Consider the following 25,019-nt stretch of genomic DNA (forward strand, 5'->3'; position numbering starts at 1 on the left):
AGCCCTTGCGCCCGGTCGCCGTCGCGGCTTAGCTCCCCGGACAAGCGCTATCCCGGAGAGGGCTGTCATGCTGCTGCACCACGCGTCCTGGCCTGAAGTCGAGGCCTATCTCAACACCTGCAAGGGGATCATCATCCCCATCGGATCGACCGAACAACACGGCCCGAACGGGCTGGTCGGGACCGATGCGATCTGCCCGGAAGTGATCGCCGCCGAAGCCGGCGCCGAAGCCGGCCTCCTGGTCGGGCCGACTTTCAATGTCGGCATCGCCCAGCACCATCTCGGTTTTGCCGGCTCGATGACACTGCGCCCCTCGACCATGATTGCGGTCATCAATGACTGGATTGAAAGCCTGACCCGTCACGGTTTCGACCGCATCTATTTCCTCAATGGCCATGGCGGCAATATCACCACGATCAACGCGGCTTTCGCCGAGTATTACGCCAATTTCTCACTCGATGGCGCCGCCTGCCCGGTCCAGTTGATGCAGCGCAATTGGTGGGAACTGCCCGGCGTCATGGACACCTGCCGCAAGCTCTTCCCGGTCGGCGAGGGCATGCATGCCACGGCGTCGGAGGTCTCGGTGACCTATTACGCCCATCCGCACGCCATCAAACATGTTGAGATGAGCCCGAAGATCGCCCCGGTGGGCGGGTTCAGTGACGCGGCGGACTATCGCCGGAAATTCCCGGACGGTCGGATTGGTTCCGACCCGTCGCAGGCCACACCGGAAAAAGGCGCCGAGATCGTCAGTTTTGCCAAGCAGGCGCTGATCGCCGAGTGCGCCAAATTCTTCGACGTTAAGCCGGCCCTGCAACCGGCGTAGAAAATCATGGTTGAGGCTTGGACACCGCCCATCTCGGATGCTGCCGTCAAGGCAGCCACCGGTCGGACCTGGCCGGAATGGCGCGCCGAGCTCGATGGCTGGGCAGGCGAGATGGATCACCAAGCCCTGGCCCGGACACTGCGCGCCAAGCACGGCCTGTCATTCTGGTGGGCGCAAATGGTGTCCGGCACCTGGGAAATACTGACCGGTCGCCGCGATCCGCATGCGCGGGCCGCTGGCGACGGCAAGTATCAAGCCTCCGCCTCCAAGACGATCGCGGCGGGTCCGGCCGCCGTCGAAATGGCGTTCGATCTGCCCGATTTCGCCGAATGGGGCCCTGATGGCGTTTTCAGTCGCACATCCGGCACGCCGGGCAAATCCATCAACGGGCAATGGTCCGAGGGCGGCCGCCTCTCGGTCTGGCTCGCCACCAAAGAGGCCGCGACCGGCCGGAAGACCCAGATCAGCCTCAACCATGAGAATATCGAGACCGCCGAGGCCTGCGAACACTGGAAAACGGAATGGCGGGCCGCGTTAGTGCGTTTGAAGGCGCGGCTCGAGGATTGAGGGTGCGCGCCGCCAGGCCATGTTGGCAAAGCGCGTGCTACATACCGCCTCTAACCCCGACACAAAACATTCATTTCACCGCGCCCTGCGCGCTCGCTATACGGCCCTCGTGTCGCGTCGATACGGAGTGCGCCGAAATGAAAATCTGGATCGCCCTGCCGGCCCTTGCCCTGCTGGCTGCCTGCTCGTCCGAGCAAGGCTCCAACATCAACACCGGCTTCAGCGAGGACAATCTCGCCAGCTCGGACGCCTGTTTTGCGGAAACGCCGTCGACCCTGCTCGAGCCGGGCCAGACCCTGCTGGAAACCGGACCGGCCGGCCTGACACGCGTATCCTGGTCGCTGGGTGGCGAGACCGGCGACGTCATCCTTGCGGTGTCAGATTTGGACCAGACCACCAAGACCGCGATGGATGCGGCCAATGCGGACTTCTACCGCGCCGCCGGCCAGCAACACTCCCACACAACAGATGCGGTGATTTATCACCGCTCGATGGACGGCAGTTTCTGTACCGTGATCAAGGACCAGCCGACCGGTCAAGCGCTGGTCGATGCGATCACCAATCTGCCGGCTGCCACTCAGCCGTCGGAATAGAAAACCGCCAGCCAGACCGTTTCGATGTCCGGGTCGGTTGCAGCCACCCGGTGACGACGATGGGCGGGGATCAGCACGTGGTCGCCCGGCGTCAACTCCAAGCATTGCTCCGGATCCTGCAACTCCAGCCTCGCCGACCCCGCGAGCAGGGCCACCCATTCATGTTCGCTCTGGTCATACCAGAACCCATCCGGCGATGACTGACCGCACGAGACAATCCGCTCAATGCGGACCTCATTGCCGCGCGCCAGAATTTCGGTGATCTCGTCACGGCTCGCATCGGGCAGGGTGTTGAAAAGATTGCCGGTCACAGGGCGCGCACCTCGGCGCCGACGATCTCGACCGGGATCGCTGTGAGGCGGTCGCCGGTAGCAGGACCGCCCGTGCACTCGCCGCTCGCAGCATCAAAGCTGGCGCCATGAACCGGGCAAACCAGCGTTTCGCCCTTGTGCAGGAGGCCGCGCCCGTCGGGAAGGCAAAGTGGCAAGCCGGCATGCGGGCAGAGATTGGTGAAGGCCGTCACGATGTCACCGCGGCGAATCAAAACGACAGCCCGGCCTTCCCAGGCCGATGCACGGGCGCCGGGATCCGGCAGATCATCCAGACGGCCAAGAACGGTACCGGGCGGCGGCTTCGACCGCATCAGCCAGCCTCGACCGGCGGATTGAAGACCCAGCGATAGGGCGCCACCTCGACCCGCTCGAACAGGCCGGCGGACTGGTAGGGATCGGTCGCCAGCCAGGCATCCAGCGCGGTGCGGTCGCTCGCCTCGATGATCAGCAGCGATCCGGCCATCTGCTCGGCATCGTCGAGCCAGGGGCCCGCCGCCTTCACGCTGGTGCCCGCCGCTTTCAGCCAGGCGATATGGGCGTCGCGATTGGCCATGCGGATGTCCAGCGCGCCAGGCCGGTCCCAGGTGTGAACCAGAAAGAGCATCAGGCGGTCTCCAGCGTGAAAGGACGCGCAAGCAGGGTCTCGATGGCGTCATCAACACTGGCCCGGCCGGCCAGGATCTCATTCACCGCTTCGCAGATCGGCATTTCAACGCCATGACGACGCGCCAGTTCGACCACGGCCGGGGCGCTGGCGACGCCCTCGGTCACCGCGCGGCGCGAGGCCATGATGTCGTCCAGCGAGACGCCACGGCCCAGCGCCAGTCCGCAGGACATGTTGCGCGATTGCGGCGAGGAGCAGGTCAGCACCAGATCGCCCAGACCGCACAGTCCGGCCAGGGTCTCGCGCTGGGCACCCAGCGCCATCGCCAGACGGGTCATCTCGGCGAAGCCGCGTGAGATCAGGGCGGCATGGGCCGATTTGCCCAGCCCCTTGCCCTCGGAGATCCCGCAGCCAATGGCGAGCACATTTTTCACCGCGCCACCTATCTCGGCCCCGATCAGATCGGTGGCGAGATAGGGCCGGAAACGATTGGTGCCGAGGGCTTCGATCAGCCGATTGCCGACCGCCTCATCGGCGCAGGCCAGGGTCACCGCGGTCGGCAAGCCCTGGGCGGTGTCGATCGCGAAGCTCGGGCCCGACAGGACCGCCGGCAGCGCCGCCGGAATGGTTTCCTTGAGCACCTGGGTCATCATCGACAGCGAAGACTGCTCGATCCCTTTGGCGCACAGCACGATGGGCAGGCCGGGCCGGGCAAAGGGCAGGAAGCTTTCCAGCACGCGGCGCAGATGCTGGGCCGGGGCGACCGCCAGTATGGCGTCACAGGCATCGAGATCCGAGATCGAGGTCGTCGCCTCGATGGCGTCGGACAATTTCACATCGGGCAGGTAGATCGTGTTCTCGTGCTTGCTGTTCACCACATCGGTAACATCCTGCTCGAAGGACCACAGGGTCACGTCGCGGCCCGCCTTGGCAGCGGTTTGCGCCAGGGCGGTGCCCCAGGCGCCGGCGCCGATCACGCCAATGCTCTGATATTCACTCATGCCTTGGGTCCCTTTCGTCCGGAGCCGATGGCCGGATCGGCCTTGGCCGAAGCCGCGTCCAATGGCCAGCGCGCCCGTGCCGGCGCATCCAGCCCGTCAATCTGGCCACGCGCCAGCTTTTCAATACCGACCAGCGCGATCATCGCCGCGTTGTCGGTACACCATTTCATCGGCGGCGCGATCAGGCGAAAACCGGCATCGCCCGCCTCGACTTCCAGCGCCGCGCGCACAGCCGTGTTGGCCGCTACACCACCCGCCACAACCAGCGACATCGGCCGCGGCGCATCGGGATAGCGCTCGACAAACATCGCCAATGCCCGCCGCGTGCGTCGGGACAGCGCCCGGGCAATGGCCGCCTGCACGCAGGCAGACAGATCGGCCTTGTCCTGATCGGAGGGCGCCTCCAGCCCGTCCCAGATCTGGCGGGCCGCGGTCTTCAGGCCGGCAAAGGAGAAGTCACAGCCCGGCTTGCCCTTGAGCGGTACCGGCAGTTCGAAGCGCGTGGCATCACCGCTCGCGGCGCAGCGCTCCAGCGCCGGCCCACCGGGAAAGCCCAGCCCCATCACCTTGGCGGTCTTGTCGAAAGCCTCGCCAGCGGCGTCGTCCAGGGTCGAACCAAGCCGGTGATAGACGCCGACATCTTCGGCGATCAACAATTGCGTATGCCCGCCGGAGACCAGCAGCAGCAGGTAAGGAAAGGCCAGCGGCTCGGAAATCCGTGGCGAGAGGGCATGACCTTCCAGATGATTGACTGCAATCAGCGGCTTGCCCGCGCCCAACGCCAACCCCTTGGCCGTCATCAGCGCCGCCATCACCCCGCCGATCAGGCCCGGCCCGGACGTCGCGGCGATCCCGTCGAGATCGGCGACCGACAGCCCGGCCTCTGCCAGTGCTTCCATCACAAGACCGTCCATGGCCTCGGCATGGGCCCGTGCCGCAATCTCCGGCACCACCCCGCCGAAGGGCGCATGCGCCTCGGTCTGGCCGAGTACCCGGTCGGCAAGAACCTCGACCTGGCCATCCGGCGCGCGGCGCAGGATAGCCGCCGCCGTCTCGTCGCAACTGGATTCGAGACCGAGCACGGTCAGTGCGCGCGCTTGCGCTTGGGGTGAGGGGGGCGCTAAGTCCATGACTGTCCACTAGCCCCAAGACCGGGATGATTGCAACGTGAAGCCGCCGTCCAGACCGCTCGCCATCGCCACCCGCCGCTCTCCGCTGGCCCTTGTCCAGGCACGCGATGTCCAGGCCAGGCTGGCCGCACAATGCGGGCTGTCCGGTGACGGCGTCGAGGCACATTTCCCGATCCTGGGCCTGGTCTCGACCGGCGACATGATCCAGGATCGGACCCTGATCGAAGCGGGCGGCAAGGGGTTGTTCACCAAGGAAATCGACGAGGCGCAGCTTGACGGCCGCGCCGCCTTCGCCGTGCACTCGATGAAGGATGTCCCGACCGTCTTGCCTGACGGGCTTGTCGTCGGCGCCCTGTTGGAACGCGAAGATCCGCACGACATGCTGATCGCCCGCAATGGCGAAACCCGCCTTGCCGATCTGCCCGCTGGCGTCACAGTCGGGACCGCGAGCCTGCGCCGCCAGGCGCAACTCCTGCACAAGCGGCCTGACCTCACGGTCGTCCCGCTGCGCGGCAATGTCGATACCCGCCTCGGCAAGCTGAGCGCCGGCGAAATCTACGCCACCTTCCTGGCCCGAGCCGGTCTCAATCGCCTCGGGCGCGAGGAGGCCCGACGTGACCCGTTGGACGCCGATGAAATGCTGCCTGCCGCGGCCCAGGGCGCAGTTGGCGTTGCCATTCGCGCTGGCGATGAGGAGGCAGCAAAACACCTCATTGGCTTGCATCACCGCGACACCGAATTGGCCGTCACCGCCGAGCGCGCCTTCCTCGCCGAACTCGATGGCTCTTGCCGAACGCCGATCGCGGCCCATGTGAATAAGGTATCCATGGACTTCATCGGCGAAGTTTTGACTCCTGATGGAAAGCAATGCTGGCGGAAGCAGATTCGATTCGACATGACCACTGCGACACCCGATAGCGCCCGCGAGGCCGGACACAGGCTCGGCCGCGCCGTGCGCGACGCCGCCGGCGATGGCCTTGCCGCAGCCCTGGTGGGCGCATGACCGTCTTGGTCACACGTGGTTGGCCCGGCGCTGAACGCACCGCATCCGGGCTGCGGCGGATGGGGATCGACCCCATCATATCGCCCGTGCTCGACATCAATTTCCGCGCCCGCATCGATGCCAGTCTCGAGGGTGTGCAGGCACTGGTTTTCACCTCGGCCAATGGTGTTCGTGCCTGGGGTCCGCGTCGCAGCGAGCGCGACCTGCCCGTCTTCGCCGTCGCCGATGCCACTGCGCAGGCGGCGCGCGATATCGGTTTCAGGAAAGTCCACTCCGCCGGCGGCGATGTGACCTCACTGGCGCAACTCATCCGCCGCAAACTCAACCCGGAGAAAGGTTCGCTGCTGCATGTCCGCGGCATCCATGTCTCCGGCGACCTGTCCGGCGCACTCAAGCCGGATGGTTACAAGGTGCGCGACGCAATCGGCTATGGCGCCGTCGCCGTCGATGCGCTGGGCGAGGAAGCGATTGCGGCCATCGTGTCCGGCGCGCCGGTCTCGGTCCTCATCCACTCGGCCCGCGGCGCCAAGACCTTCCTCGACCTGTTGCGGAAATTCGGTCTCCATCATTGGCTGGGATCGGTGACAGCGCTGGGAATTTCGGCCAACTCCCTCATCCCTCTGGAAGGGGCCGGGTTTCGCGCCCTGGTCGCGGCCGCATCGCCCAATGAAGACGCGCTCTTGGCGCTGCTTGATGATTCATCGGAACTGGCCTCGGCAGGCCACGCGTCCTAAGCTGGCGCAAGTTCGCACGAATCATGGGCCGTCATGGCTAATCCCGAAGACACACTCGATCCCGAACCCGTTGATGCCGAGTTCGAGCCGGCTGATGACAGCCGCGCTGCCGGTGCCACTGCGCCCAAGCGCGGCGGCGCGCTGGGCCATGTGCTCGTCTTTCTGCTGGCGACAGTCGCCGGCGGCGCCGTCGGCTTCGCCGCCTCGCGCTACGTCCCCGCCGCCGATATGCCGGACGCCGGCGCCGCCGCCGAACGCGCGGCCCTGACCAGCGAGATCACCGGTCTGGACACCCGCCTTGGTGCGCTTGAGGCCGAAGACCCAGCCGCTGCAATTGCCCTTGATATCCGGTCGCTGGAGCAACGCCTGGCGACACTGGAAGCCAATGGCGGGTCTGGATCAGGCGGACAGACCGTCGACCTTTCGGCCATCGAAACGCGGCTCGACAGGCTGGAAGTGAGTGCCAATGATGCGTCATCCGGCACCGCGGCTCAGTTTGACCCAAGCGAGCTGGAAGCACGTCTCGCTGCCCTCGAAACCGCCCTGTCCCTGACCGATGCCCGCGCCCAGCAAGCCCTGGACGCCAGCCAATCGGCGGGCGATGGCGCCGCCCTTGATCCGCAGGTCGTGCAAGCGTTGACTGATCGGATCATGGCGGTGGAAGCCTCGGTCGATGCACTCGCGGCGCCCGCCCGGTCCGATCCGGCGATTGCCGGGCTGCGTCAGGACCTGGTCGCGCTGCAGAGCGAACTCGATACGATCAGGGGGCTTGCCGAAACGGCGAGGGATCGTGCTGACAGCGCGGCCCGGACAGCGTCCAGCCAACCCGTCGATACCGGCCAAGCCTCGCGCCAGCTCGCCGCCCGCGCGCTGGCCCTGACGGCCTTGCGCGAAATTGCCCGCACCGGCGACGGTTTCGAGGCCGAGCGCGCTGCCCTGGCGCGGCTGTGGCGCGGCCAGGCAGACCTCGCAGCCATGGCCGATTATTCGCGCGCCGGCGTGCCAACCCTGTCAGAACTGACGGCCAGCTTTCCCGGCGATGCGATCCGCGAAGCCGCCGGGCCGGGCCGGGTCTTTTTCGGCCTGATCGAAGTGCGACGGACTGATGGCACGGACAGCGATAGCGGCCCCTTGGCGATGACCGCGCTGGCCGAGCGCCGACTGGCCGAGAACGACCTGGTGGGCGCCGTGACCATCGCCGAACGGCTCGACGGCGAAGCGCTTGAAACCGCCCGAGACTGGCTGATCCAGGCCCGGGCCCGGCTTGATCTCGACCGGCGCCTGCAAGCACTGCGCGACGCGCTGGCGGCTGAAGCGGCTGAACAGGGAAGCGACCCGACATGATCCGCCTCATCCTGGCCGTTGTCTTTGCGCTGCTGACCGCCGCCCTCGGCGCTTTCCTGGCACTCAACCCCGGCCATGCCTCCTTTGAATTCCTCGGTGTTCAGACCGAAATGCCGTTCGTCGTCGCTGCCGGCGGCGTGATCCTGTTTGCCTTCCTGATGCTGGTGATCTGGTGGGGCATCTACCTGTTGTGGACTTCGCCGGACAAGGTGAAGGGTTTCATGGGCCGCCGTCGTCGTGAGCAAGGCTATGACGCACTGGAAAAGGCCCTGATCGCGTCGGCTGCCGGGGACGGTGAAGCGGCTGTGCGCCAGGCCGCCCGTGCCGACGCCCTGCTCGACAGGCCGGCCCTGTCCCGCCTGCTCGCTGCCCGGGCCGCTGAGTCGGCTGGCAATCTGGATGGCGCCCAGACCCATTACGAAGCCCTGCTGGAAGATCAGCGAACGCGGGTGGTCGCCCGTCGCGGCCTCGCCCAGCTGTCCAGCGAACGCGGTGATCTTGGCGCCACGATCGACCACGCCGCCGACGCGTTCCAGCAAGCCAAGGGCGCGCGCTGGGCCTTTGATGCACTGTTCGATGCCCAGGTCGCCAAGGCGCGTTGGCAGGACGCCCTGACCACACTGACCGAGGGCGAGCGCCGCAAACATGTCGCACCGGATACCGGCCGTCGTCGCCGCAGCGTGCTGCTGACCGCAGCGGCGCTGGAAGCCGAGATTAATGATGCCGAGACCGCGCGCGAGCTGGCGGTATCAGCCCACCGCGCCGCGCCGGGCTTTGCTCCGGCGGCGGCCCTCGCTGCCCGCCTCCTCGCCGATGGCCGCCGTCACAAGCGCGCCGCCGAAGTTCTGGAATCAGCGTGGGCTGCCGCGCCGCATCCGGCTCTCGCCCGCGCCTTCCAGGACTTGCGGAAATCCGATACCAAGGCCAAACGGATGGAGCGCCTCAAGGCGCTGGCCGAGCTCAATCCGGACCATCGCGAAAGCCGCCTCATCCTGATCCAGACGGCGTTGGAGGAGGGTGATGCACCCGCCGCGCGCACCCTGCTGGACCCGCTGATGGAAAGCGGGCAGCCCTCCTCGCGCCTGTGTGCCCTGTCGGCCCGGCTGGCGCGCCTCGACGGCAAGGACGAGCTGGCCCGTCGCTGGATGACCCGCGCCTCGCATGCCGGCGCCGATGCCGACTGGTCCGATATTGATCCGGAAGGCCGTCTGTTCGCCTATACACCGGACGACTGGAAACGCATGGTCTATGTCTTCGGCGATGAAAACCGCCTGACCCATCCGCGTTATGAGCGTTATGAACGCGCCGCTGGTGCGGTGCCTGAAACCGCACTCCTCGACGCGCCCCGACCGGTCAAATCCGCCACATCGCGCACAGCCAGCTTCGCCGACACTCCGGCGCGCATGCCCGACGATCCGGGCGTGCCGGACGAGGGCGAGGGCAAACCCGGACGCAGCGCGTGAGCGGGCCCGACGTAGCCCTGATAGCGATTGTCGGTGGCTCCGCCTCCGGCAAGACCCGCCTCGCCTACGCCATCGCGGATGCGATCCCGGGCGCCCATGTCATCAAGGAAGATGATTATTATCTCGACGCGACCCTGCTCGATGATTTCGATCCGGCCAGCTTCAATTTCGACGAACCCGCCTCCAAGGAGCACGCACTCCTGATTGAACACCTGAAGGCGCTGAAGGGCGGCACCGCGGTCGACATCCCGCAATATGATTTCGCAACCCATTCGCGCAAGCGCGAAACCCGACGTGTGGAGCCGGCTCCGGCCATCATCATCGAGGGACTACACGCGGTCGCGACACCCGACCTGGCCGAGTTGTTCGACCTGGTCATCTATGTTTCCGCCACCCGCCCGGTGCGTTTCGAGCGCCGCCTCAAACGCGATGTGTCCGAACGCGGCCGGACACCGGACTCGGTCCGTCAGCAGTTCGACACCATCGTCGAACCTATGCACACCCTGCATGTCGAGCCGCAAAAACCCCTGGCCGACATCATCATCATCAATATGGGGCCGCCGGATTTCGACTGCCTTGCCGAACCGGTGCTGGATCGCCTTCGCGACACGGTCGTGAACCGCTGATTTTGCCATGATGAAGGGCTTGCCGACCGCCCTATTCGCGGTTAGTTTCCGCCGCCTCTCGACCGGTGACGGTCGGCAGGCCTGTGGTAAGCCGCTTTAGCTCAGCTGGTAGAGCAACGCATTCGTAATGCGTAGGTCAGGTGTTCGAGTCACCTAAGCGGCACCATTCTTTCTTTGCTTCCGTTGCGCTCGAACCCGTGCCCGGGCCCACCCTTGGTGTTGGGGTTCGTGCTCACATGAAGCGCGCTCAAGGCTGGGATGTTCGAGCCTGATCCATCAGCCTTGACCAGTTTTCTTTGCTTCCACGCCACTCGAACCGCTGCCCGGTCTGATCGATCAGGCGACACGCCTTGTGCCTCGCGTCGAGCGCCTTACATATCGGCGCAAGCAAACAGGGTGCCTTCATGACCGAGACCAGCCAATACGTGCCGCCGAAAGTATGGACCTGGGACAGCGAGAGCGGTGGCCGCTTCGCCAGTATCAACCGACCGATTGCCGGCTCGACCCATGACAAGGACCTGCCGGTCGGCAAGCATCCGCTGCAACTCTATTCGCTGGCCACGCCCAATGGTGTGAAGGTCACCATCCTGCTGGAGGAGCTGCTGGAGCTCGGTCACAGCGAGGCCGAATATGATGCCTGGCTGGTGCGGATTACCGAGGGCGACCAGTTCTCATCCGGCTTTGTCGCGGTCAATCCGAACTCCAAGATCCCGGCCCTGATGGACCACAGCACCGAAACACCGACCCGTGTCTTCGAATCCGGCGCGATCCTGCTCTATCTGGCGGAGAAGTTCGGCGCCTTCCTGCCAACCGATCATGCCAGCCGCACCGAGGCCCTGAACTGGCTCTTCTGGCAGATGGGTTCCGCGCCTTATCTGGGCGGCGGCTTTGGCCATTTCTACGCCTATGCGCCGGAAAAATGGGAGTATCCGATCAATCGTTTCGCCATGGAGGTGAAGCGCCAGATGGATGTGCTTGACCGGACGCTTGCCGAACGCCCCTATCTGGCCGGCGCTGAATACTCGATCGCCGACATGGCGGTCTGGGCCTGGTATGGCGCGCTCGCCCGCGGCGTTCTCTACGAGGCTGGCGAGTTCTTATCAGTCCAGGATTACACGCATGTGCAACGCTGGGCGGCCGAGATTGCCGATCGCCCGGCCGTCAAACGCGGTATCCGGGTCAATCGGGTCTGGGGCGAGGAAGCCAATCAGCTTCCCGAACGCCACAGCGCCGCCGATTTCGACACCAAGCGCTAGGACATCTGGCGCGACGAAAGCCGGGGCGGGTCGGATTCAAGCCGGCCCGCCCGGTTTCTTATTGGCCTAATTGACCCGCGACAGGATCCCGCCGAGCGTCGAAAGACGGTCAGCATCAGCCGAAGACAGGCCGGGCTGAGCCGCTGCCGCCGTCAGGGACGCGCCTGCCGCCGCCAGCGTTTCAGCATCAGCCTCTCCCGCCGACCAAGCTTCGACAGCCTCGCTGACAGCTGCCAGCGCGTCCCCGTCAAGCACATCGGTGCGACCGATCTGGTCGAGCAAGGCCAGGGCGACCACGGGCTGGTCCGGCCAGGTAACGTGCAATTGCGTCTGGGTGTTCGCCTCGTCAAACTGAATGAGCTCCGCTGCGGCGATCTCGTTGGCCGTCAGGAATTCGCTTGGCTGCAGGCGGAAAACATCCATGCCGCGAACCAACTCCGGCGCCCAGATGCGGCCATTATGCCAGTAGGCTGCCCAATACCCACCGACGCGCAGGGCGTCGGGGCCCAGCGGCCCCTGGTCAAAGAAGGCTATCTCGAACGGACTGTCACTGTTGGTGAAGTCGATGATCGACAACCCACCACTATACCAGCCCTGCACCATGATATCGCGCCCCGGTACCGGGATGATATTGCCGTTGTGGGCAACACAGTTCTCGATCGCCGATTGTTCACCCGGGATTTTGAAGAAGCCGCGCCGCTGCAGCTCACCATCGACGATATCGGCAATCAGGTCAGCACCCCATTCGGCCGGATCGTCGGCCTGACAACGGGCGCCCAAACCACCGCCCCACTCATCGGTGAACAGGACTTTGCTGGCATCGTTGGAAAAGGTCGCCGAGTGCCAATAGGCCATGTTCGGATCGGCGAGGTCGGAGATGCGGCGCGGATTCACCGGGTCGGAAATATCCAGAAGGATACCGTTTCCGCCGCAGGCCCCGCCAGCCAGCCCCATCTCCGGATAGACCGTGATGTCGTGGCAAGCCACGGTGGATGCGGCCGTCTGGGCACCCTCTTCCATTTCGCCGCCAGCCCACAGGCCGGCAATCTCGCCGGTCTCGTAATCGGTGAAGATGCGCGGCCGACTGACGATGGCGGCCTGTTCCGGCGCGTCGAGCGGGACCTCGATCACATCGATACTGTAGAGCGCTGTCTCGGGATTTTCGTCAGGCTCGCCACCGCTACAGCCGGCGAGTTCGCTGTCCGGACGGACGCTGCTGGTGCCCTGGACATAGATATAGGCGGTGCGGTCATCGCTCGGGTGCGGCACGAAAGTGTGGGTGTGCGAACCGCGGCAGGTCTGGACAGCGGCCACCTGGCGCGGCGCGGACAGGTCGCTGATATCGAAGATGCGTACACCGAGGAAGCGTTCCGGGCTGGACTCGTCATCAACGCCACCATTGCCGCAATCGAGGCGGCCACGGTTTTGTTCGGTCGAGAAGAAGACCAGATTCCCGTGCACCGAGACATCGCCCTGACCGCCGGGGCAGACCACGGACAGGATATGCTGCGGGTCGTCGGGATTGGCGGCGTCATAGACGTTAAAGCCATGAAACCCGCCGACAATGACCCGGTCGCCGGTGAAGGCGAGGTCGGAATTGGCGAAAGACAGGAGGCCCGGCCCGGTGTCCTCGTCTTCATCCGTGTCTTCATTGGCGTCTTCCTGGGTATCTTCGTCGGCGCCTTCATCGGCGCCGTCAGGGGCCTCGTCCTCGATCGCCGCACCGGCCTCGTCGGCGGGGATGCTGAGGGCGATCATCGCGGTGTCGCGATCAAAGAAACCATCCGGTGGCGGCACCGAGGCCGTCCGTTCGAGATTCCAGATCACCGAACCGGCGTCAAACAGGCCCGGCGCGAGATCGGCGCGCGAGGGCGGCCCGCTCGCAACCTCCTCGGCGGCCGGTGAACAGGCGGCGAGGGCGGCGCCAAGCGCGGCCAGAGAAACCATGGATCTGAAATTCGGTGTCATGATGTCCCCTCGGACGTCGAAAAGCTAAAGCCCGGCGAGCAGGCCACGCATGCGCGCGATCTCGGCGGATTGGTCGGCGATGACCGCAGACAGGAATTCCGACAATTGCGGATCCTCACCATCGCCGGCATCGGCAAGCAGACGATCGACCATGTCGATGGCGCCCTGGTGGTGGTGGATCATGCCGGTGAGATAGAGGCGGTCGAACGCATCACCCCTTGCGGCAGCCAGTTCGGCCATTTGCGCCGGCGACAGCATGCCAGCCATCAACGGCACGTCGGACGGTGCCCCATGCGCCCCTTGATGCCCGCCATGACCCGTTGCCATCGCGTGACCGGCCGGGGCGTGCGACATCGCGGTCGGCAATCCGCGGCGGACCAGCCAGGCGCGCATCATCTCCATTTCAGAAGCCTGTGAGCGGGCAATGCGATCTCCCATAAGGGCGATATCGCGATTGTCGGTCCGTTCGGCGATCAGATCACCCATGTCAACGGCCTGACCGTGATGCACGATCATATGCTGCATGAAGGCGACATCGTCAGCGGTATATCGGCTGCCGGCCAGGCTGATCGATTCGTCCGGCGTGACGGTGCGGGCGGCACTGCCCGGCGCGCCGGGCTGGAAGATCGGCGGGTCGGCCGCGTGCCCGGGGCCAACAAACAGGCAGCTTGCCAGCACGGCAGGAATGATGGCTCGGAACATGATCTCCCCGGCGTTGCCCCCGGCGCGGCAGGCCGGGCTGACAGGTCAACGTAACAGGAATGTAATCATGCTTGTGCGTTCAAGGAAATAGCACGGCCACCCAATGGCCGGCGCCTATCCCTCGCCAGGCGCCATCTGCGACTGCATGTAACGCGCCTCGCCGATCTTCTCGATCAGGCCCAGCTGGGTTTCGAGGAAGTCGATATGCTCTTCTTCGCTGTCGAGAATGTCGGTGAAAATCTTGCGCGAGACATAGTCGCCCGCTTCTTCACAATAGGCGATCGCTTCCTTGTAGTAAGGATGGGCGCGCTGCTCGACCTTGAGGTCGCACTCAAGGCATTCCTTCAGCGTTTCGCCGATATAGATGCGGGCGAGGTCCTGGACGGCGGGCAGGCCTTCGAGGAAAAGAATGCGTTCGATCAGCATGTCCGCATGCTTCATCTCGTCGATCGATTCCTCATACTCGACCTTGGCGATCTTCGCGAAACCCCAATCCTTGAACATGCGCGCATGCAGAAAGTACTGGTTCACGGCTGCCAGTTCGAGCTTGAGCGCTCCGTTCAGCAATTCAATGACCTTGGCATCGCCCTTCATGGCGGTTCTCCCGTGCGCAGCAATACATGCTACTCTACGGAAAGCCGAGCGCAGGCCAAAACGTTAAGTTTGCAAGTGAAAGTGGGTATCGGTCGCGATTATTCAGCGGCCGCGGCAAAACCGTCCGGGCTAAGCCGGTTGGCGGCGATCATGTCGGCGACGTCCGGCAGGCAGCGGCCACATTTCGGCTTGGCGTCACAAGCCCGGAACACGCAAGCCGCGCCCTTGACGGACGGGTCGGCGGCAGCAGCCTTGAGCTCGCGATCGCGCAGCGCGTTGCAGATGCAGACATACATGGACGGACACGGTTTCCTGAAAGCCTTTCGCAATCTTTCCCGTGAATGCGAATGACTGTCAACTGCATAATGTATGCGCCGGGCCGCCCATACCGCCCGGCGCACGAAAACCGGCCTGCCGTCAATTGCCACGCATGATTGACCCCAAGGGCCCCAGCACCGAGCCTTCGCCCTGACCGGACCCGGTCACCGGGACATTGGCCAGGATGCGGCCCGCCAGGCGCGAGAAGGGCATCGACTGGATCCAGACCTTGCCCGGTCCACGCAGGCGGGCAAAGAACACGCCTTCACCGCCAAAGATCATCGACTTGATATTGCCGGCCCGCTCGATCTCGAAATCAACGCCCGGCGTATAGGCGACGACACAGCCAGTATCGACATGAAGCTCCTCGCCGGGCTCAAGCTCGCGCTCGACCAGCGTGCCACCGGCATGCACGAAGACCCAGCCCGTACCCTCCAGGCGCTGCATGATGAAGCCCTCGCCGCCGAACAGGCCGGTCATGATGCGTTTTTGCAGGGCTATCCCCACCGAGACGCCTTTGGCTGCCGCCAGGAAACTGTCCTTCTGGCAGATCAGCTCGCCGCCGAGATCGGGCAGGTGGACCGGGATGATGGTGCCGGGATAGGGCGCTGCGAACGCCACCTTGGCCTTGCCCTGCCCACCATGGGTGAAGACAGTCATGAACAGGCTTTCGCCGGTGAGGAGCCGTTTGCCGGCGCCGGCGAGGGCGCCCCAGACGCCCTGGTTCTTCTGGGAACCGTCACCGAACACCGCTTCCATGCTGATGCTCGGCGCCTTGAACATCATCGCGCCCGCTTCGGACACCACGCTTTCGCCCGGGTCCAGTTCGATCTCGACATACTGGATGTCCTCGCCGCCGATCTCGTAATCGATCACGTCCGCCTGGCTCATTGCGCTCTCCCTGTCGCTGACTGAAGGCGCAAGGTTAGCGGCGGTCGGCACGGGAACAAGCGGTAAAACGCCCCATGCGCGTCCCCTGTCGGGCGCGGTCAGATGGTCTGGATATCGGCGGACTCAGCGGCTTCGCGGATCATGTGCGCGAGATGCAAGGGCATCTCCCCCTTGGGACTGCGAAAGCTGGAATTCTTGTCGACGCGGCCAACACCGCTGGGCAAATGCCCCTCATCGACGATGATCGAGCCGGACAGGATCAACATGGGCGTGTCACCGGCACAGGATTGCGCTGTTTCCAGTGTGTCCGTCGGATGGATCGAGTCCGGCAGGCGCAGATCGAGCAGAATGAGATCATATTGCGACCGGGCGAGGCAGCGCTTGGCGTCCTTGAGCGTGCGGGCCACCTCGAAAGAGATGTCCAGATCACCCGCTTCGCACACGGCATGCTGGACGAGCATCGCATCGGCGAAATCGTCTTCTACATGCAGAACGCGCAGTGCGTGATTGCTCATGGAATCCTCCCTGGCTCATATTCTATGCAGGTTGCGTTATTGAACCGTTTACAAAATCAGGCAAGTCCGATCAATAATCATCCGGCAGCGGAAGTTTCGCCCTAAGCGCCGCCGCTATTACGGTATTTCTCAAAAGCATTGCAATGGTCATCGGGCCAATTCCACCCGGAACGGGCGTAATCCAGCCGGCATGGCCAACGATTTCATCAAACGCGGCATCACCAACCAGACGCGATTTGCCGGCGCCGCGCTCGGGCGCGTCGATACGGTTGATGCCGACATCCAGCACGCAGGCGCCCGGCTTTACCCAGTCGCCACGCACCATTTCCGCTCGTCCGACCGCCGGCACCAGGATATCCGCCGTGCGGCACAGGGCCGGCAGGTCGGCGGTGCGCGAATGCGCAATCGTCACCGTGGCGTTCTTCTCGAGAAACAACAGCGCTGCCGGCTTGCCGACCAGGATGGACCGGCCGATCACAACGACCGACTTGCCGGACAGGTCACCCAGGGCGCGCTCCGCCAGAAAGACACAGCCCGCCGGCGTACACGGGCGCAGGCCGGCCTGGCCCAGGACCAGCCGCCCGGCACTGGTTTCTGTCAGCCCGTCGACATCCTTGTCCGGGTCGATATGGCTGATCACGCGATTGGCGTTGATATGATCCGGCAGCGGCATCTGCACGAGAATACCGTCGACACCCTCATCCTGATTGAGGCGCTCGACGATCGCGATCACATCAGCCTCGCTGACATCCGCCGGTTTGCGAATTTCGATCGAGGTGAGACCGGCCGCCTCGGTGCGCCGGACCTTGTTGCGAACATAGACATCGCTCGCAGGATCATCGCCGATCAACACCACGGCCAGACAGGGGGCCCGCCCCAGCGCGGCGGTCAGCCCGGCTCCGACTTCGCCGGCGCGGGCGTCGATCTCGGCGGCGACCGCCTTGCCGTCAATCAGGTTTGCGCTCATCCGCGAAGGCCTCCAGCTGGACGACGACCCGGTCCCGCTCCGCTCGGTCAGCGGCAATCCGGATCGTCTTCAGACGCGATGTCGCGCCGCGTATCACATCGATGTCACGCTTGGGAATAGCCAATTGCTTGGCCAACAGCGCGATCAGGGCCGTATTGGCGCGGCCCTTCTCCGGCACGGCACGGACCCGCGCCGCAAGATGGATTTGTCCGGCCGCGTCGCACCGCCAGGCCTCGATGCCGTCGCGGGATGCGCCCGGCGTCAGCCGGACGCGCAGGACAACGCTGTCCGGACCGACATCGAACACGCGTCAGAGGGCGACATAAATCTGCGGCAACAGCCAACCGCGGATGAACATCAAAATCAGGAGCAGGACCAGCGGCGAGAAATCCAGCCCTCCGATCGGCGGCAGGACCCGGCGGATCGGCCGCAACACCGGTTCGGTGATGGAATGGGTCATCCGCCAGATCATGTTCACCAGCTGGTTGTTGGTGTTCACGACGTTGAAATTGACGAGCCAGCTCAGGATGATTCCGACGATGATGATGATGTAGAAGAGGAACAGAATGGGATCGACGAAATATTGTATAAGGGCTTGCCCAAGGGACTGGTTCATTGCGCTCTCGCTTGCGTTTCGCGTTTGATCCTGTTTAGCGCGTGCGGTCCGGAAAGGTCCAGACGCGGATGCTTGACAGCGCAGCGACGTAAAAGTACCTCGGCGTCCTTGGTTCGGGGCCGTAGCTCAGTTGGGAGAGCGCGTCGTTCGCAATGACGAGGTCAGGGGTTCGATTCCCCTCGGCTCCACCATTTCCCTGATCTCACGGCAGTCCGCTTTGCGGACGCCTCCGATGGGGCGGCCTGGCCGGCCGGCGCGCCGTCGCGCTTGCGAACCCTGCGGGTTCGAGGCGGGTCCGCCAGCTTCACCATTTCCCTGATCTCACAGCTGTCCGCTTTGCGGACGCCTCCGATGGGGCGGCCTGGCCGGCCGGCGCGCCGTCGCGCTTGCGAACCCTGCGGGTTCGAGGCGGGTTCGTCCAGCTCGACCCCCCTTCGCCCTACGGGCACCCATCCCCGTTCAACTGACCAGTTGCGGCATCGCACCGGCGAGGCGGGCGAGGTCTTCGACGAGCTTGCGGAATTCGTGGAGGCGGGCCGGTTTTTCGACAGCGCCGACGACGCGGCCGAAAGCCCGGGCCGGACCGAGCATGTCGCCAGTCTCGCTCATCACCATCACCGGGATGTCGCGCAGGCCGGGCGTGTCATCGAGGCCGCGCAACAGCCAGATGCCATCGCCATGGCTCATGCACATGTCGAGCAGGATGCACACCGGCAGCTTCGGACTGTCACCGACCTGCCGGCAACGCAACAGGTCGAGGGCGGCTTCGCCCGACCGCGCCACCTCCAGACGGACGGCGCCGGAATAGCGCTCGAACGCGGTCCGGACCAGTTCAACATCTCCCTCGCAGTCTTCGACCAGCAACACGGTTTTCATGGCCAAGCTCTCTACTCGCCGGCGCCGGCCCCCGTCAGCAGGCTGCCCCGAACTCCCCAAACTCCCGTGTCCACGACCGCGTGGGCAAGGTTCCAACGGAAAGGCTGCCATGGATGAGCGTCGCCTGCGTGTGTTCCAGCTCACACCCGCTGGCATTTCGCCTTGCACGTCGGCGTGGCGGATATACACCTAATTTTAGTACTGGATTGGCCGGATGGGGACGGTTTTGGACTGGGGCAAGTCACTGCGCGCCTACCGGGCGCGGCTGGGCATCAATCAACAGCGCCTGGCCGACCAAATCGGGGTGAGCCAACCGCAGGTCTCGCGCATCGAAGCCGGCGCGGCGGCGCCGCGCGACGATGTGGCCAGTGCAATCCGGGCCTTATTAGAGCGCCCCGATAATCGCAGCCTGTTCGACGGCCTGATGACCGCCATCCAGTTTTGCCCGCATGTCGTCTGCCTGGTGCAGGCGGCGGACGACAATATGCGTTATGTCGCCCTGTCACGCGGCTTTCGCGAACATCCGCAATTCCGCACGATCGAGGTTGGCCAAACCGTCCGCAAAGAGGCCAGTCGCAATGGCGAAACGCTGGTGCTCGACATGATGGCGTCGGGCATATTTGACGGTGATGTCACCGCCATCGACGCGGTTTGGGAGGCGGAAATCGATCGTCATCGCTATCAGTGGCAAGGCATAATGACGCCAATCAGATCCGGTGAGGGCGGCTGGTATCTGCACTGCGCAATGAAGGCGCTCGACGCCGGCACCTTTGCCCGCCGCATGGCCGCACGCGACAGGCCGATGATCGTGCACACGCTGAACTGAGCCGCGCAACCGCCCGGCCATGCGCGAACCCTTCCTTTACCGCCGCGTGTTATCCACAAGGCATGAAAGCACCTGCCCTCCTCCTGCCGGGTCTGCTCGGCCTGTTGCTCACAACCGTCGTGCCGGCTTCCGCAGCCCTGGCAGCACCGCCGGCCGAGGAATCAACGGACGAGAACCGGCACCGCTCGATCACCTCGTCAGACACCTACATGCCGCTGCCGCCGCTGACTGCAACGGTTCAGTCCAATCGACGCGCCCAGGGCCTGATGCAGATCGAGGCCGGGCTGGAAATTTCCGACACCCGCCTGCGTCGCCGCGTCGAGATGTACATGCCGCGCCTGCGCAACGCCTATATCTCGGCCCTGTCGATCTATACCGGCATGCATTATCGCTATGGCGATGTGCCGGACGCCGACCGGATTTCGCAAATCCTGCAGGAAGCCACCGACATGACGCTGGGCCAGGAAGGCGCGGAAGTCCTGATCGGCATGATCATCATCCACGCCGACTGATACCGCCACTGGCTGCCTAGCTGGTGATCGCGTCCATGAAACCGGCCAGTTCGACATCAAGGCCGGTCACCCCGCCCGCATCATGCGTGGCCAGGGTGATGTCGACCTTGTTCCAGACATTGAACCATTCGGGATGATGATTCATCGCCTCGGCCTTGACCGCGACGCGGCTCATGAAGCCCCACGCCTGGTTGAAATCGGTGAACTCGAAGACTTTGCGAATGGCGTCTCGGCCATCGACGATTTGCCAGCCGGACAACTGCGCCAACGCCGCCTGCGCCCCGATCCTGTCCATCACCGTCTCCCTGTCTCTGTCTATTCCGCCGGAACCGAACCGGTCGCACCAAGGCTCATCGGCTCGATGCCCAGGGCCTTGAACAGGTCGAAATCCTCATTCCGTTCCGGATTGGGCGTGGTCAGCAATTCCTCGCCGACAAAGATCGAATTGGCCCCCGCCAGGAAACACAAAGCCTGCAATTCCCGGCTCATGCCCTCGCGCCCTGCCGACAGGCGGACCATGGAGCGCGGCATCAGGATGCGGGCCGTCGCGATCGTGCGGACGAAATCAATCCCGTCGAGCGGCTTGCTGTCGCCCAGCGGTGTATCGGGCACGGCGACCAGGTGGTTGATCGGCACGCTTTCCGGATGCGGGTCCATCGAGGCGAGCTCGGTGAGCAGGCCGATGCGGGCCGCCTCATCCTCGCCCATGCCGACAATCCCGCCGGTGCAGACATGGATGCCGGCGCCACGAACACGGGCCAGCGTGTCGAGCCGGTCTTGATAGGTCCGGGTCGAGATCACCCGGCCATAATCTTCCGGCGCCGTGTCCAGATTGTGGTTGTAATAGTCCAACCCGGCATCGCGCAGGCGTTCGGCCTGACCGTCGCCGAGCATGCCGAGCGTGACACAGGTTTCCATGCCGAGCGATTTGACGCCCTCGATCATGGCGCAGACCTTGTCCTCGTCCCGCGCCTTCAACTCGCGCCAGGCGGCGCCCATGCAGAAACGCGTCGCGCCGCCATCCTTGGCCTTTTTCGCCGCACTCATGACATCATCGAGCGGCATCAGCTTGGAGGCGGCCAGGCCGGTGTCAAAATGGGCCGACTGGTTGCAATAGCCGCAGTCCTCGGCACAGCCCCCGGTCTTGATCGACAGGAGCTGGCTGGTTTGCACCTGATTGGCCGGGTGGCACTTCCTGTGCACGGACTGCGCCGCAAAGATGAGATCGTTGAACGGTGCGCGGTAGATTTCGCCGGCGCTTTCGCGGGTCCAGTCCGTGCGGACCTGCGTCAGTTGGTCGATATCGTTGAGAAGGCTCATGGAAGATCAGTCCCGAAAAATGACACCGGAAACTAGGAAGACCGGCGCGCCGCGTCCAGACATGACACTGCGCTGGGCTGCCCGGATACTGTTTGTCGTCGCCATTGTGCTCATCACCGACCTCGCCCTGCAACCGGGAAGCGCGCTGCCACCACGCCTGTTCGGCTCGGACAAGCTGGAACATTTCGGTGCGTTCGCGGCGCTGGCCGTGCTCGCCCGTATTGCCTGGCCAAGCCTGCCGCGATGGTTCGGGCTACTGATTCTGGTTGGATATGGCGGCACGATCGAGTGGCTTCAGGCGCACGGCGATGCCGGTCGAACCGCGTCAATGGCAGACCTGGTGGCTGACATGATCGGCGCGGTCGCCGGCCTTGGTCTTGCCTGGCTGGCGGGCCGCAACCAGGCACACTGATCCGGACATAAAAAGGGCCCCGCCAAGGCAGGGCCCTTTCTCGTGCGCGTCAACCAAGTCAGGCCGACGGCGTCTCATCGCTGGTCTCGGCACCTTTTTCGAGCTTGTCGAAATAGGCCTTGGTCATCTTGAAGACCAAGGGCGAGAGCACCAGCAGTGCAATCAGGTTTGGCGCTGCCATGAGCCCGGTCAGCGTGTCCGTCGTGAGCCAGACCGTGTTCATCAGCTGGGTGACGTTGTCGCCGGCATAGAGCAGGAAGGTAGCGCCGAGGATCATGCCGATCCAGGCCAGGCGGAAGGGAATGATGACCTTTTCGCCGAGCAGGTATTCGGCACAACGCTCACCATAATAGGACCAGCCGAGGATGGTGGTGAAGGCGAACAGTGCCAGCGCCCAGGTCACAAAGTGATCGCCAAAGCCCGGCAATGCGTCGGCGAAGGCCGCCGTCGTGATGCGGGCACCCGTGTCGCAGACTTCCGGGACATTGCCGCCCAGGGCGATCAGACCGGCATCACACTCGGTCGGGATGACCCCGGAGGTGAGAATGGCCAGGCCGGTGATCGAACACACCATGATCGTATCGATGAACGTCCCGAGCATGGCGATGATGCCCTGATCAACCGGATCATTGTTCTGGGCTGCCGCATGCGCGATCGGGGCAGACCCCTGACCGGCCTCGTTGGAGAAGATGCCGCGCGCCACGCCACGCTGCATGGCCAACATCAACAGAGCACCGGAGAAGCCGCCTGCCGCCGCACCGAAACCGAATGCGTGCGAGAAGATGCTGGCGAAGGCCGCCGGGACCGCTTCGATATTCATCACAACCACGACCAGGCCGAGTGCGATATAAGTGATCGCCATCGCCGGCACGACTTTTTCTGCCACGCTGGCGATCCGCTTGATGCCGCCCAGGATGACCATCCCGGCCAGAACCGCGATCACGCCACCGGTGATGTAATAATCAACGCCATAGGTGTCGCCGACCGTGCGCACGACTTCCGCCGTCTGGATCGCATTGCCCGTGCCCAGACCGGCCATGACGCCGAAGAAGGCGAACAGTCCGCCGAGCCAGACCCACTTCTTGCCCATGCCGTTCTTGATATAATACATCGGCCCGCCGACGCGGCGGCCATCGGCGTCAACCTCGCGGAATTTCACCGCCAGCACGCCTTCGGAAAACTTGGTGGCCATGCCGACCAGGGCGGTCATCCACATCCAGAACAGGGCGCCGGGTCCACCGATCGCGATGGCCACCGCAACACCGGCGATATTGCCGGTACCGATGGTCGAAGACAGCGCGGTCATCAGGGCCTGGAACGGCGTGACATCGCCATCGCCCTCAGACTTGCGCCCCTTCAACAACTCGCCAAACGCGAAACCGATCTTGCGGAGGGGCATGAAGCCCAGCCCGATGGTCAGATACAGACCGGTGCCGAGCAGAAGCAGCAGCATTGGCGGCCCCCACACGAAGCCGTTGACCATATCGACATATCCAGAAATGACGTTCATGCCGTTCCCCATGTTTTTGCTGCGCGCACATTAGGAAGTTGTCGCGGGGTGTGGAAAGGGTTTTCTGCGCCTTGATGTCAGCATTGTGAGCGCGAATTAAGTTGAGCGATTGCTGTTTTCAGGAAAGTTTTCCGCCCAGCACGGGGAGCATTTCCATGATCAAGTCCATCACGACCAGCCTCGCATTCAGTCTTGCTCTGACCGCCATATCCATGCCTGTCGCGGCCCAAACGCCGCTGTCGGCCAGCGATCGCGAGCGAGCGATCGGCGAGCTGTCGCAGATCATCGAAGACGAATTCTTCGACGCCGAGCGCGCGACCGCAATCGCTGCAGACCTGCGCGCCGCGGAAGTGGCCGGCGCCTTTGACGCGATCACGGACGGGGAGGGGCTCGCCACAGCCCTGACGACCCGCCTGTCTGCCGAAGACCGTCATTTCGGTGTCAATCATGTCGGCCGTGACGCGGCCGCGGCTGCGATGGCGGGGCCGCGCCGCCGCGAAAGCGACCCGTCCGACGCGCGCCCTGCTGACCCTTGGGCGCCCCTGCGTCGCCAGAATTTCGGCTTCGCCCGAGTCGAGATCCTGGCCGGCAATATCGGCTATATCGACCTGCGCCAGTTTGCGCCGATCGCGCCGGCAGAACAGACCGCCCGCGCGGCCCTGGAATTCGTCGCCGGGACCGACGCCGTGATCTTCGACGTGCGCCAGAATGGCGGCGGCGCGCCGTCAATGGTGCAATATCTGATCAGCCATTTCCTGGAGCCGGGCGGCGACACGCTGATCAACACCTTCGTGTCGCGCGACTATGAATACCCCAACCAGCTGTGGTCCCTGCCATCGCATCCGGCCGGACACCGACCCGACGTGCCGCTCTATGTGCTGACCAGTGCCCGCACCGGCTCGGCCGGCGAGGCCTTTCCCTATCATCTCCAGGCTTTGGAACGGGCAACCCTGATCGGCGAGACCACCTATGGCGCCGGCAATCCGGGCGGCACTTATTTCACCGCGTCCGGCTTTGCCATCTTCGTGTCGACCGGCTCGGCCCGCAATCCGATCACCGGCACCAATTGGGAAAGCACCGGCGTAACCCCGCATATCGCAACCAGCGCCGATGCCGCCCTCGATACCGCCCTGTCACAGGCCTACGCAACGCTTCTGGAAGGCGAGCTGGATGACGGCGCCCGGCTGACACTGGAATGGGCGCTCGAAGGCCTGTCTGCCAGCGCTGACCCGGTCACGCTGACCACATCGGAGCTGGCCCGCTATGCCGGCGAGTACGGCATCCGGGCATTCAGTGTCGAGGACGGCCGACTGGCCTACAGCCGCGACGGCCGCCCCGCGGCCGCGCTCGAACCGCTCGGCAATCACCGTTTCCGGCTCGCGGGTGACGATGATGCCCGCTTTGTCTTTGTGGTCGAGGCATCCGGTGCGGCGTCACGGATGGACCTTCATCTTGCTGACGGACGCGTCTTGCGCAACACCCGCAACGACTAGACCGGCTTGGCGAGCATGGC

The 25,019-nt window shown here is 64.5% G+C and carries 31 protein-coding genes and 2 tRNA genes; 15 read left to right on the forward strand and 18 right to left on the reverse strand.

What is annotated here, in order from left to right:
• Positions 1-67 precede the first annotated feature (67 nt).
• The 3 genes from AWH62_RS03640 (at position 68) to AWH62_RS03650 (ending at position 1,986) form a co-directional block, all read left to right on the forward strand.
• Positions 68-826: a creatininase family protein gene (locus AWH62_RS03640; protein WP_075189131.1), complete on the forward strand. Its 759-nt coding sequence runs from the start codon at positions 68-70 to the stop codon at positions 824-826.
• Positions 827-832: 6 nt separating this feature from the next.
• On the forward strand, positions 833-1,393 hold the full coding sequence (locus AWH62_RS03645) for a hypothetical protein (RefSeq protein WP_075189132.1): 561 nt from the start codon (positions 833-835) through the stop codon (positions 1,391-1,393).
• A gap of 137 nt (positions 1,394-1,530) precedes the next feature.
• On the forward strand, positions 1,531-1,986 hold the full coding sequence (locus AWH62_RS03650) for a hypothetical protein (protein ID WP_075189133.1): 456 nt from the start codon (positions 1,531-1,533) through the stop codon (positions 1,984-1,986).
• Here the strand turns inward: AWH62_RS03650 and AWH62_RS03655 are convergent.
• From AWH62_RS03655 to tsaD, 5 genes are read right to left on the reverse strand one after another with little or no spacing between them, the layout of a single operon-like run.
• Positions 1,971-2,297, reverse strand: a complete 327-nt coding sequence (locus tag AWH62_RS03655) for a cupin domain-containing protein (protein WP_075189134.1) — start codon at positions 2,295-2,297, stop codon at positions 1,971-1,973. The genes AWH62_RS03650 and AWH62_RS03655 overlap by 16 nt on opposite strands.
• The gene (locus tag AWH62_RS03660; protein WP_075189135.1) at positions 2,294-2,629 is read right to left on the reverse strand and encodes a Rieske (2Fe-2S) protein; all 336 of its coding nucleotides are present in this window, start codon (positions 2,627-2,629) and stop codon (positions 2,294-2,296) included. The genes AWH62_RS03655 and AWH62_RS03660 overlap by 4 nt, the downstream gene beginning before the upstream one ends.
• Positions 2,629-2,922 carry a YciI family protein gene (locus AWH62_RS03665; RefSeq protein ID WP_075189136.1) on the reverse strand — a complete coding sequence of 98 codons (294 nt, stop codon included), beginning with the start codon at positions 2,920-2,922 and terminating at the stop codon, positions 2,629-2,631. The genes AWH62_RS03660 and AWH62_RS03665 overlap by 1 nt, the downstream gene beginning before the upstream one ends.
• The gene (locus tag AWH62_RS03670) at positions 2,922-3,923 is read right to left on the reverse strand and encodes an NAD(P)H-dependent glycerol-3-phosphate dehydrogenase (RefSeq protein WP_075189137.1); all 1,002 of its coding nucleotides are present in this window, start codon (positions 3,921-3,923) and stop codon (positions 2,922-2,924) included. The genes AWH62_RS03665 and AWH62_RS03670 overlap by 1 nt, the downstream gene beginning before the upstream one ends.
• Positions 3,920-5,053, reverse strand: a complete 1,134-nt coding sequence (tsaD, locus tag AWH62_RS03675) for a tRNA (adenosine(37)-N6)-threonylcarbamoyltransferase complex transferase subunit TsaD (protein ID WP_075189138.1) — start codon at positions 5,051-5,053, stop codon at positions 3,920-3,922. The genes AWH62_RS03670 and tsaD overlap by 4 nt, the downstream gene beginning before the upstream one ends.
• A 37-nt stretch (positions 5,054-5,090) precedes the next feature.
• On the opposite strand from tsaD, the gene hemC reads away from it, so the two are divergent.
• The 7 genes from hemC to yghU all read left to right on the forward strand — a co-directional run bounded on the left by hemC (position 5,091) and on the right by yghU (position 11,479).
• Positions 5,091-6,056, forward strand: a complete 966-nt coding sequence (hemC, locus tag AWH62_RS03680) for a hydroxymethylbilane synthase (protein WP_075189139.1) — start codon at positions 5,091-5,093, stop codon at positions 6,054-6,056.
• Entirely contained in the window at positions 6,053-6,790 is a 738-nt protein-coding gene (locus tag AWH62_RS03685) for a uroporphyrinogen-III synthase (RefSeq protein WP_075189140.1), read from the forward strand. Before hemC ends, AWH62_RS03685 begins: the two co-directional genes overlap by 4 nt.
• A 33-nt stretch (positions 6,791-6,823) precedes the next feature.
• Positions 6,824-8,134, forward strand: coding sequence for a hypothetical protein (locus AWH62_RS03690; protein WP_075189141.1), 1,311 nt, complete (start codon positions 6,824-6,826; stop codon positions 8,132-8,134).
• The gene (locus AWH62_RS03695) at positions 8,131-9,597 is read left to right on the forward strand and encodes a heme biosynthesis protein HemY (protein WP_075189142.1); all 1,467 of its coding nucleotides are present in this window, start codon (positions 8,131-8,133) and stop codon (positions 9,595-9,597) included. The genes AWH62_RS03690 and AWH62_RS03695 overlap by 4 nt, the downstream gene beginning before the upstream one ends.
• Positions 9,594-10,223: a uridine kinase gene (gene udk, locus AWH62_RS03700; protein WP_075189143.1), complete on the forward strand. Its 630-nt coding sequence runs from the start codon at positions 9,594-9,596 to the stop codon at positions 10,221-10,223. Before AWH62_RS03695 ends, udk begins: the two co-directional genes overlap by 4 nt.
• A 90-nt stretch (positions 10,224-10,313) precedes the next feature.
• Positions 10,314-10,389: transfer RNA gene (locus tag AWH62_RS03705), tRNA-Thr, on the forward strand.
• A 238-nt stretch (positions 10,390-10,627) separates the two neighbouring features.
• Positions 10,628-11,479, forward strand: a complete 852-nt coding sequence (gene yghU, locus AWH62_RS03710; protein ID WP_075189144.1) for a glutathione-dependent disulfide-bond oxidoreductase — start codon at positions 10,628-10,630, stop codon at positions 11,477-11,479.
• Between the two features lie 66 nt (positions 11,480-11,545).
• Here the strand turns inward: yghU and AWH62_RS03715 are convergent, their stop codons facing one another.
• The 9 genes from AWH62_RS03715 to AWH62_RS03755 all read right to left on the reverse strand — a co-directional run bounded on the left by AWH62_RS03715 (position 11,546) and on the right by AWH62_RS03755 (position 18,050).
• Positions 11,546-13,447, reverse strand: a complete 1,902-nt coding sequence (locus tag AWH62_RS03715) for an LVIVD repeat-containing protein (protein WP_075189145.1) — start codon at positions 13,445-13,447, stop codon at positions 11,546-11,548.
• Between the two features lie 24 nt (positions 13,448-13,471).
• Positions 13,472-14,149 (reverse strand): DUF305 domain-containing protein, encoded by a 678-nt coding sequence (locus AWH62_RS03720; RefSeq protein WP_075189146.1) that lies wholly within the window; start codon positions 14,147-14,149, stop codon positions 13,472-13,474.
• A 114-nt stretch (positions 14,150-14,263) separates the two neighbouring features.
• Positions 14,264-14,743 (reverse strand): bacterioferritin, encoded by a 480-nt coding sequence (gene bfr / locus AWH62_RS03725; RefSeq protein ID WP_075189147.1) that lies wholly within the window; start codon positions 14,741-14,743, stop codon positions 14,264-14,266.
• 98 nt (positions 14,744-14,841) lie between these two features.
• Positions 14,842-15,039: a bacterioferritin-associated ferredoxin gene (locus tag AWH62_RS03730; RefSeq protein ID WP_075189148.1), complete on the reverse strand. Its 198-nt coding sequence runs from the start codon at positions 15,037-15,039 to the stop codon at positions 14,842-14,844.
• A gap of 121 nt (positions 15,040-15,160) precedes the next feature.
• Positions 15,161-15,952 carry a TIGR00266 family protein gene (locus AWH62_RS03735; RefSeq protein WP_075189149.1) on the reverse strand — a complete coding sequence of 264 codons (792 nt, stop codon included), beginning with the start codon at positions 15,950-15,952 and terminating at the stop codon, positions 15,161-15,163.
• Positions 15,953-16,050: 98 nt separating this feature from the next.
• Positions 16,051-16,467 (reverse strand): response regulator, encoded by a 417-nt coding sequence (locus AWH62_RS03740; protein WP_075189150.1) that lies wholly within the window; start codon positions 16,465-16,467, stop codon positions 16,051-16,053.
• A gap of 70 nt (positions 16,468-16,537) precedes the next feature.
• A complete protein-coding gene (gene folD, locus AWH62_RS03745; protein WP_075189151.1) occupies positions 16,538-17,434 on the reverse strand; it encodes a bifunctional methylenetetrahydrofolate dehydrogenase/methenyltetrahydrofolate cyclohydrolase FolD in 897 nt (298 codons plus the stop codon).
• Positions 17,415-17,741: a DUF167 family protein gene (locus AWH62_RS03750; RefSeq protein ID WP_075189152.1), complete on the reverse strand. Its 327-nt coding sequence runs from the start codon at positions 17,739-17,741 to the stop codon at positions 17,415-17,417. The genes folD and AWH62_RS03750 overlap by 20 nt, the downstream gene beginning before the upstream one ends.
• A 3-nt stretch (positions 17,742-17,744) precedes the next feature.
• Positions 17,745-18,050: a YggT family protein gene (locus AWH62_RS03755; RefSeq protein ID WP_075189153.1), complete on the reverse strand. Its 306-nt coding sequence runs from the start codon at positions 18,048-18,050 to the stop codon at positions 17,745-17,747.
• Positions 18,051-18,165: 115 nt separating this feature from the next.
• On the opposite strand from AWH62_RS03755, the gene AWH62_RS03760 reads away from it, so the two are divergent.
• Positions 18,166-18,241: transfer RNA gene (locus AWH62_RS03760), tRNA-Ala, on the forward strand.
• A gap of 268 nt (positions 18,242-18,509) precedes the next feature.
• On the opposite strand, the gene AWH62_RS03765 is transcribed toward AWH62_RS03760, so the two are convergent.
• Positions 18,510-18,926, reverse strand: coding sequence for a response regulator (locus AWH62_RS03765; RefSeq protein ID WP_075189154.1), 417 nt, complete (start codon positions 18,924-18,926; stop codon positions 18,510-18,512).
• A gap of 214 nt (positions 18,927-19,140) precedes the next feature.
• On the opposite strand from AWH62_RS03765, the gene AWH62_RS03770 reads away from it, so the two are divergent.
• The gene (locus AWH62_RS03770; RefSeq protein ID WP_075189155.1) at positions 19,141-19,752 is read left to right on the forward strand and encodes a helix-turn-helix transcriptional regulator; all 612 of its coding nucleotides are present in this window, start codon (positions 19,141-19,143) and stop codon (positions 19,750-19,752) included.
• A gap of 62 nt (positions 19,753-19,814) precedes the next feature.
• A complete protein-coding gene (locus tag AWH62_RS03775; protein WP_075189156.1) occupies positions 19,815-20,264 on the forward strand; it encodes a flagellar basal body-associated FliL family protein in 450 nt (149 codons plus the stop codon).
• A 16-nt stretch (positions 20,265-20,280) separates the two neighbouring features.
• On the opposite strand, the gene AWH62_RS03780 is transcribed toward AWH62_RS03775, so the two are convergent.
• Both AWH62_RS03780 and bioB read right to left on the reverse strand, forming a co-directional pair.
• The gene (locus AWH62_RS03780) at positions 20,281-20,559 is read right to left on the reverse strand and encodes a 4a-hydroxytetrahydrobiopterin dehydratase (protein WP_075189157.1); all 279 of its coding nucleotides are present in this window, start codon (positions 20,557-20,559) and stop codon (positions 20,281-20,283) included.
• Between the two features lie 20 nt (positions 20,560-20,579).
• Positions 20,580-21,584, reverse strand: a complete 1,005-nt coding sequence (bioB, locus tag AWH62_RS03785; protein ID WP_075189158.1) for a biotin synthase BioB — start codon at positions 21,582-21,584, stop codon at positions 20,580-20,582.
• Here bioB and AWH62_RS03790 point away from each other — a divergent pair.
• Positions 21,583-21,996, forward strand: coding sequence for a VanZ family protein (locus AWH62_RS03790; RefSeq protein WP_083634981.1), 414 nt, complete (start codon positions 21,583-21,585; stop codon positions 21,994-21,996). The two genes, bioB and AWH62_RS03790, sit on opposite strands and share 2 nt — an antisense overlap.
• A gap of 58 nt (positions 21,997-22,054) precedes the next feature.
• Here AWH62_RS03790 and AWH62_RS03795 read toward each other — a convergent pair whose 3' ends face one another.
• Entirely contained in the window at positions 22,055-23,506 is a 1,452-nt protein-coding gene (locus AWH62_RS03795) for a sodium:alanine symporter family protein (protein ID WP_075189159.1), read from the reverse strand.
• 155 nt (positions 23,507-23,661) lie between these two features.
• Between AWH62_RS03795 and AWH62_RS03800 the strand changes: the two genes are divergently transcribed.
• Positions 23,662-24,999, forward strand: coding sequence for a S41 family peptidase (locus AWH62_RS03800; protein WP_075189160.1), 1,338 nt, complete (start codon positions 23,662-23,664; stop codon positions 24,997-24,999).
• The last annotated feature ends 20 nt before the right edge of the window (positions 25,000-25,019 follow it).

Origin of the sequence: Maricaulis sp. W15, from assembly GCF_001924955.1 — a bacterium.
Lineage (GTDB): Bacteria > Pseudomonadota > Alphaproteobacteria > Caulobacterales > Maricaulaceae > Maricaulis > Maricaulis maris.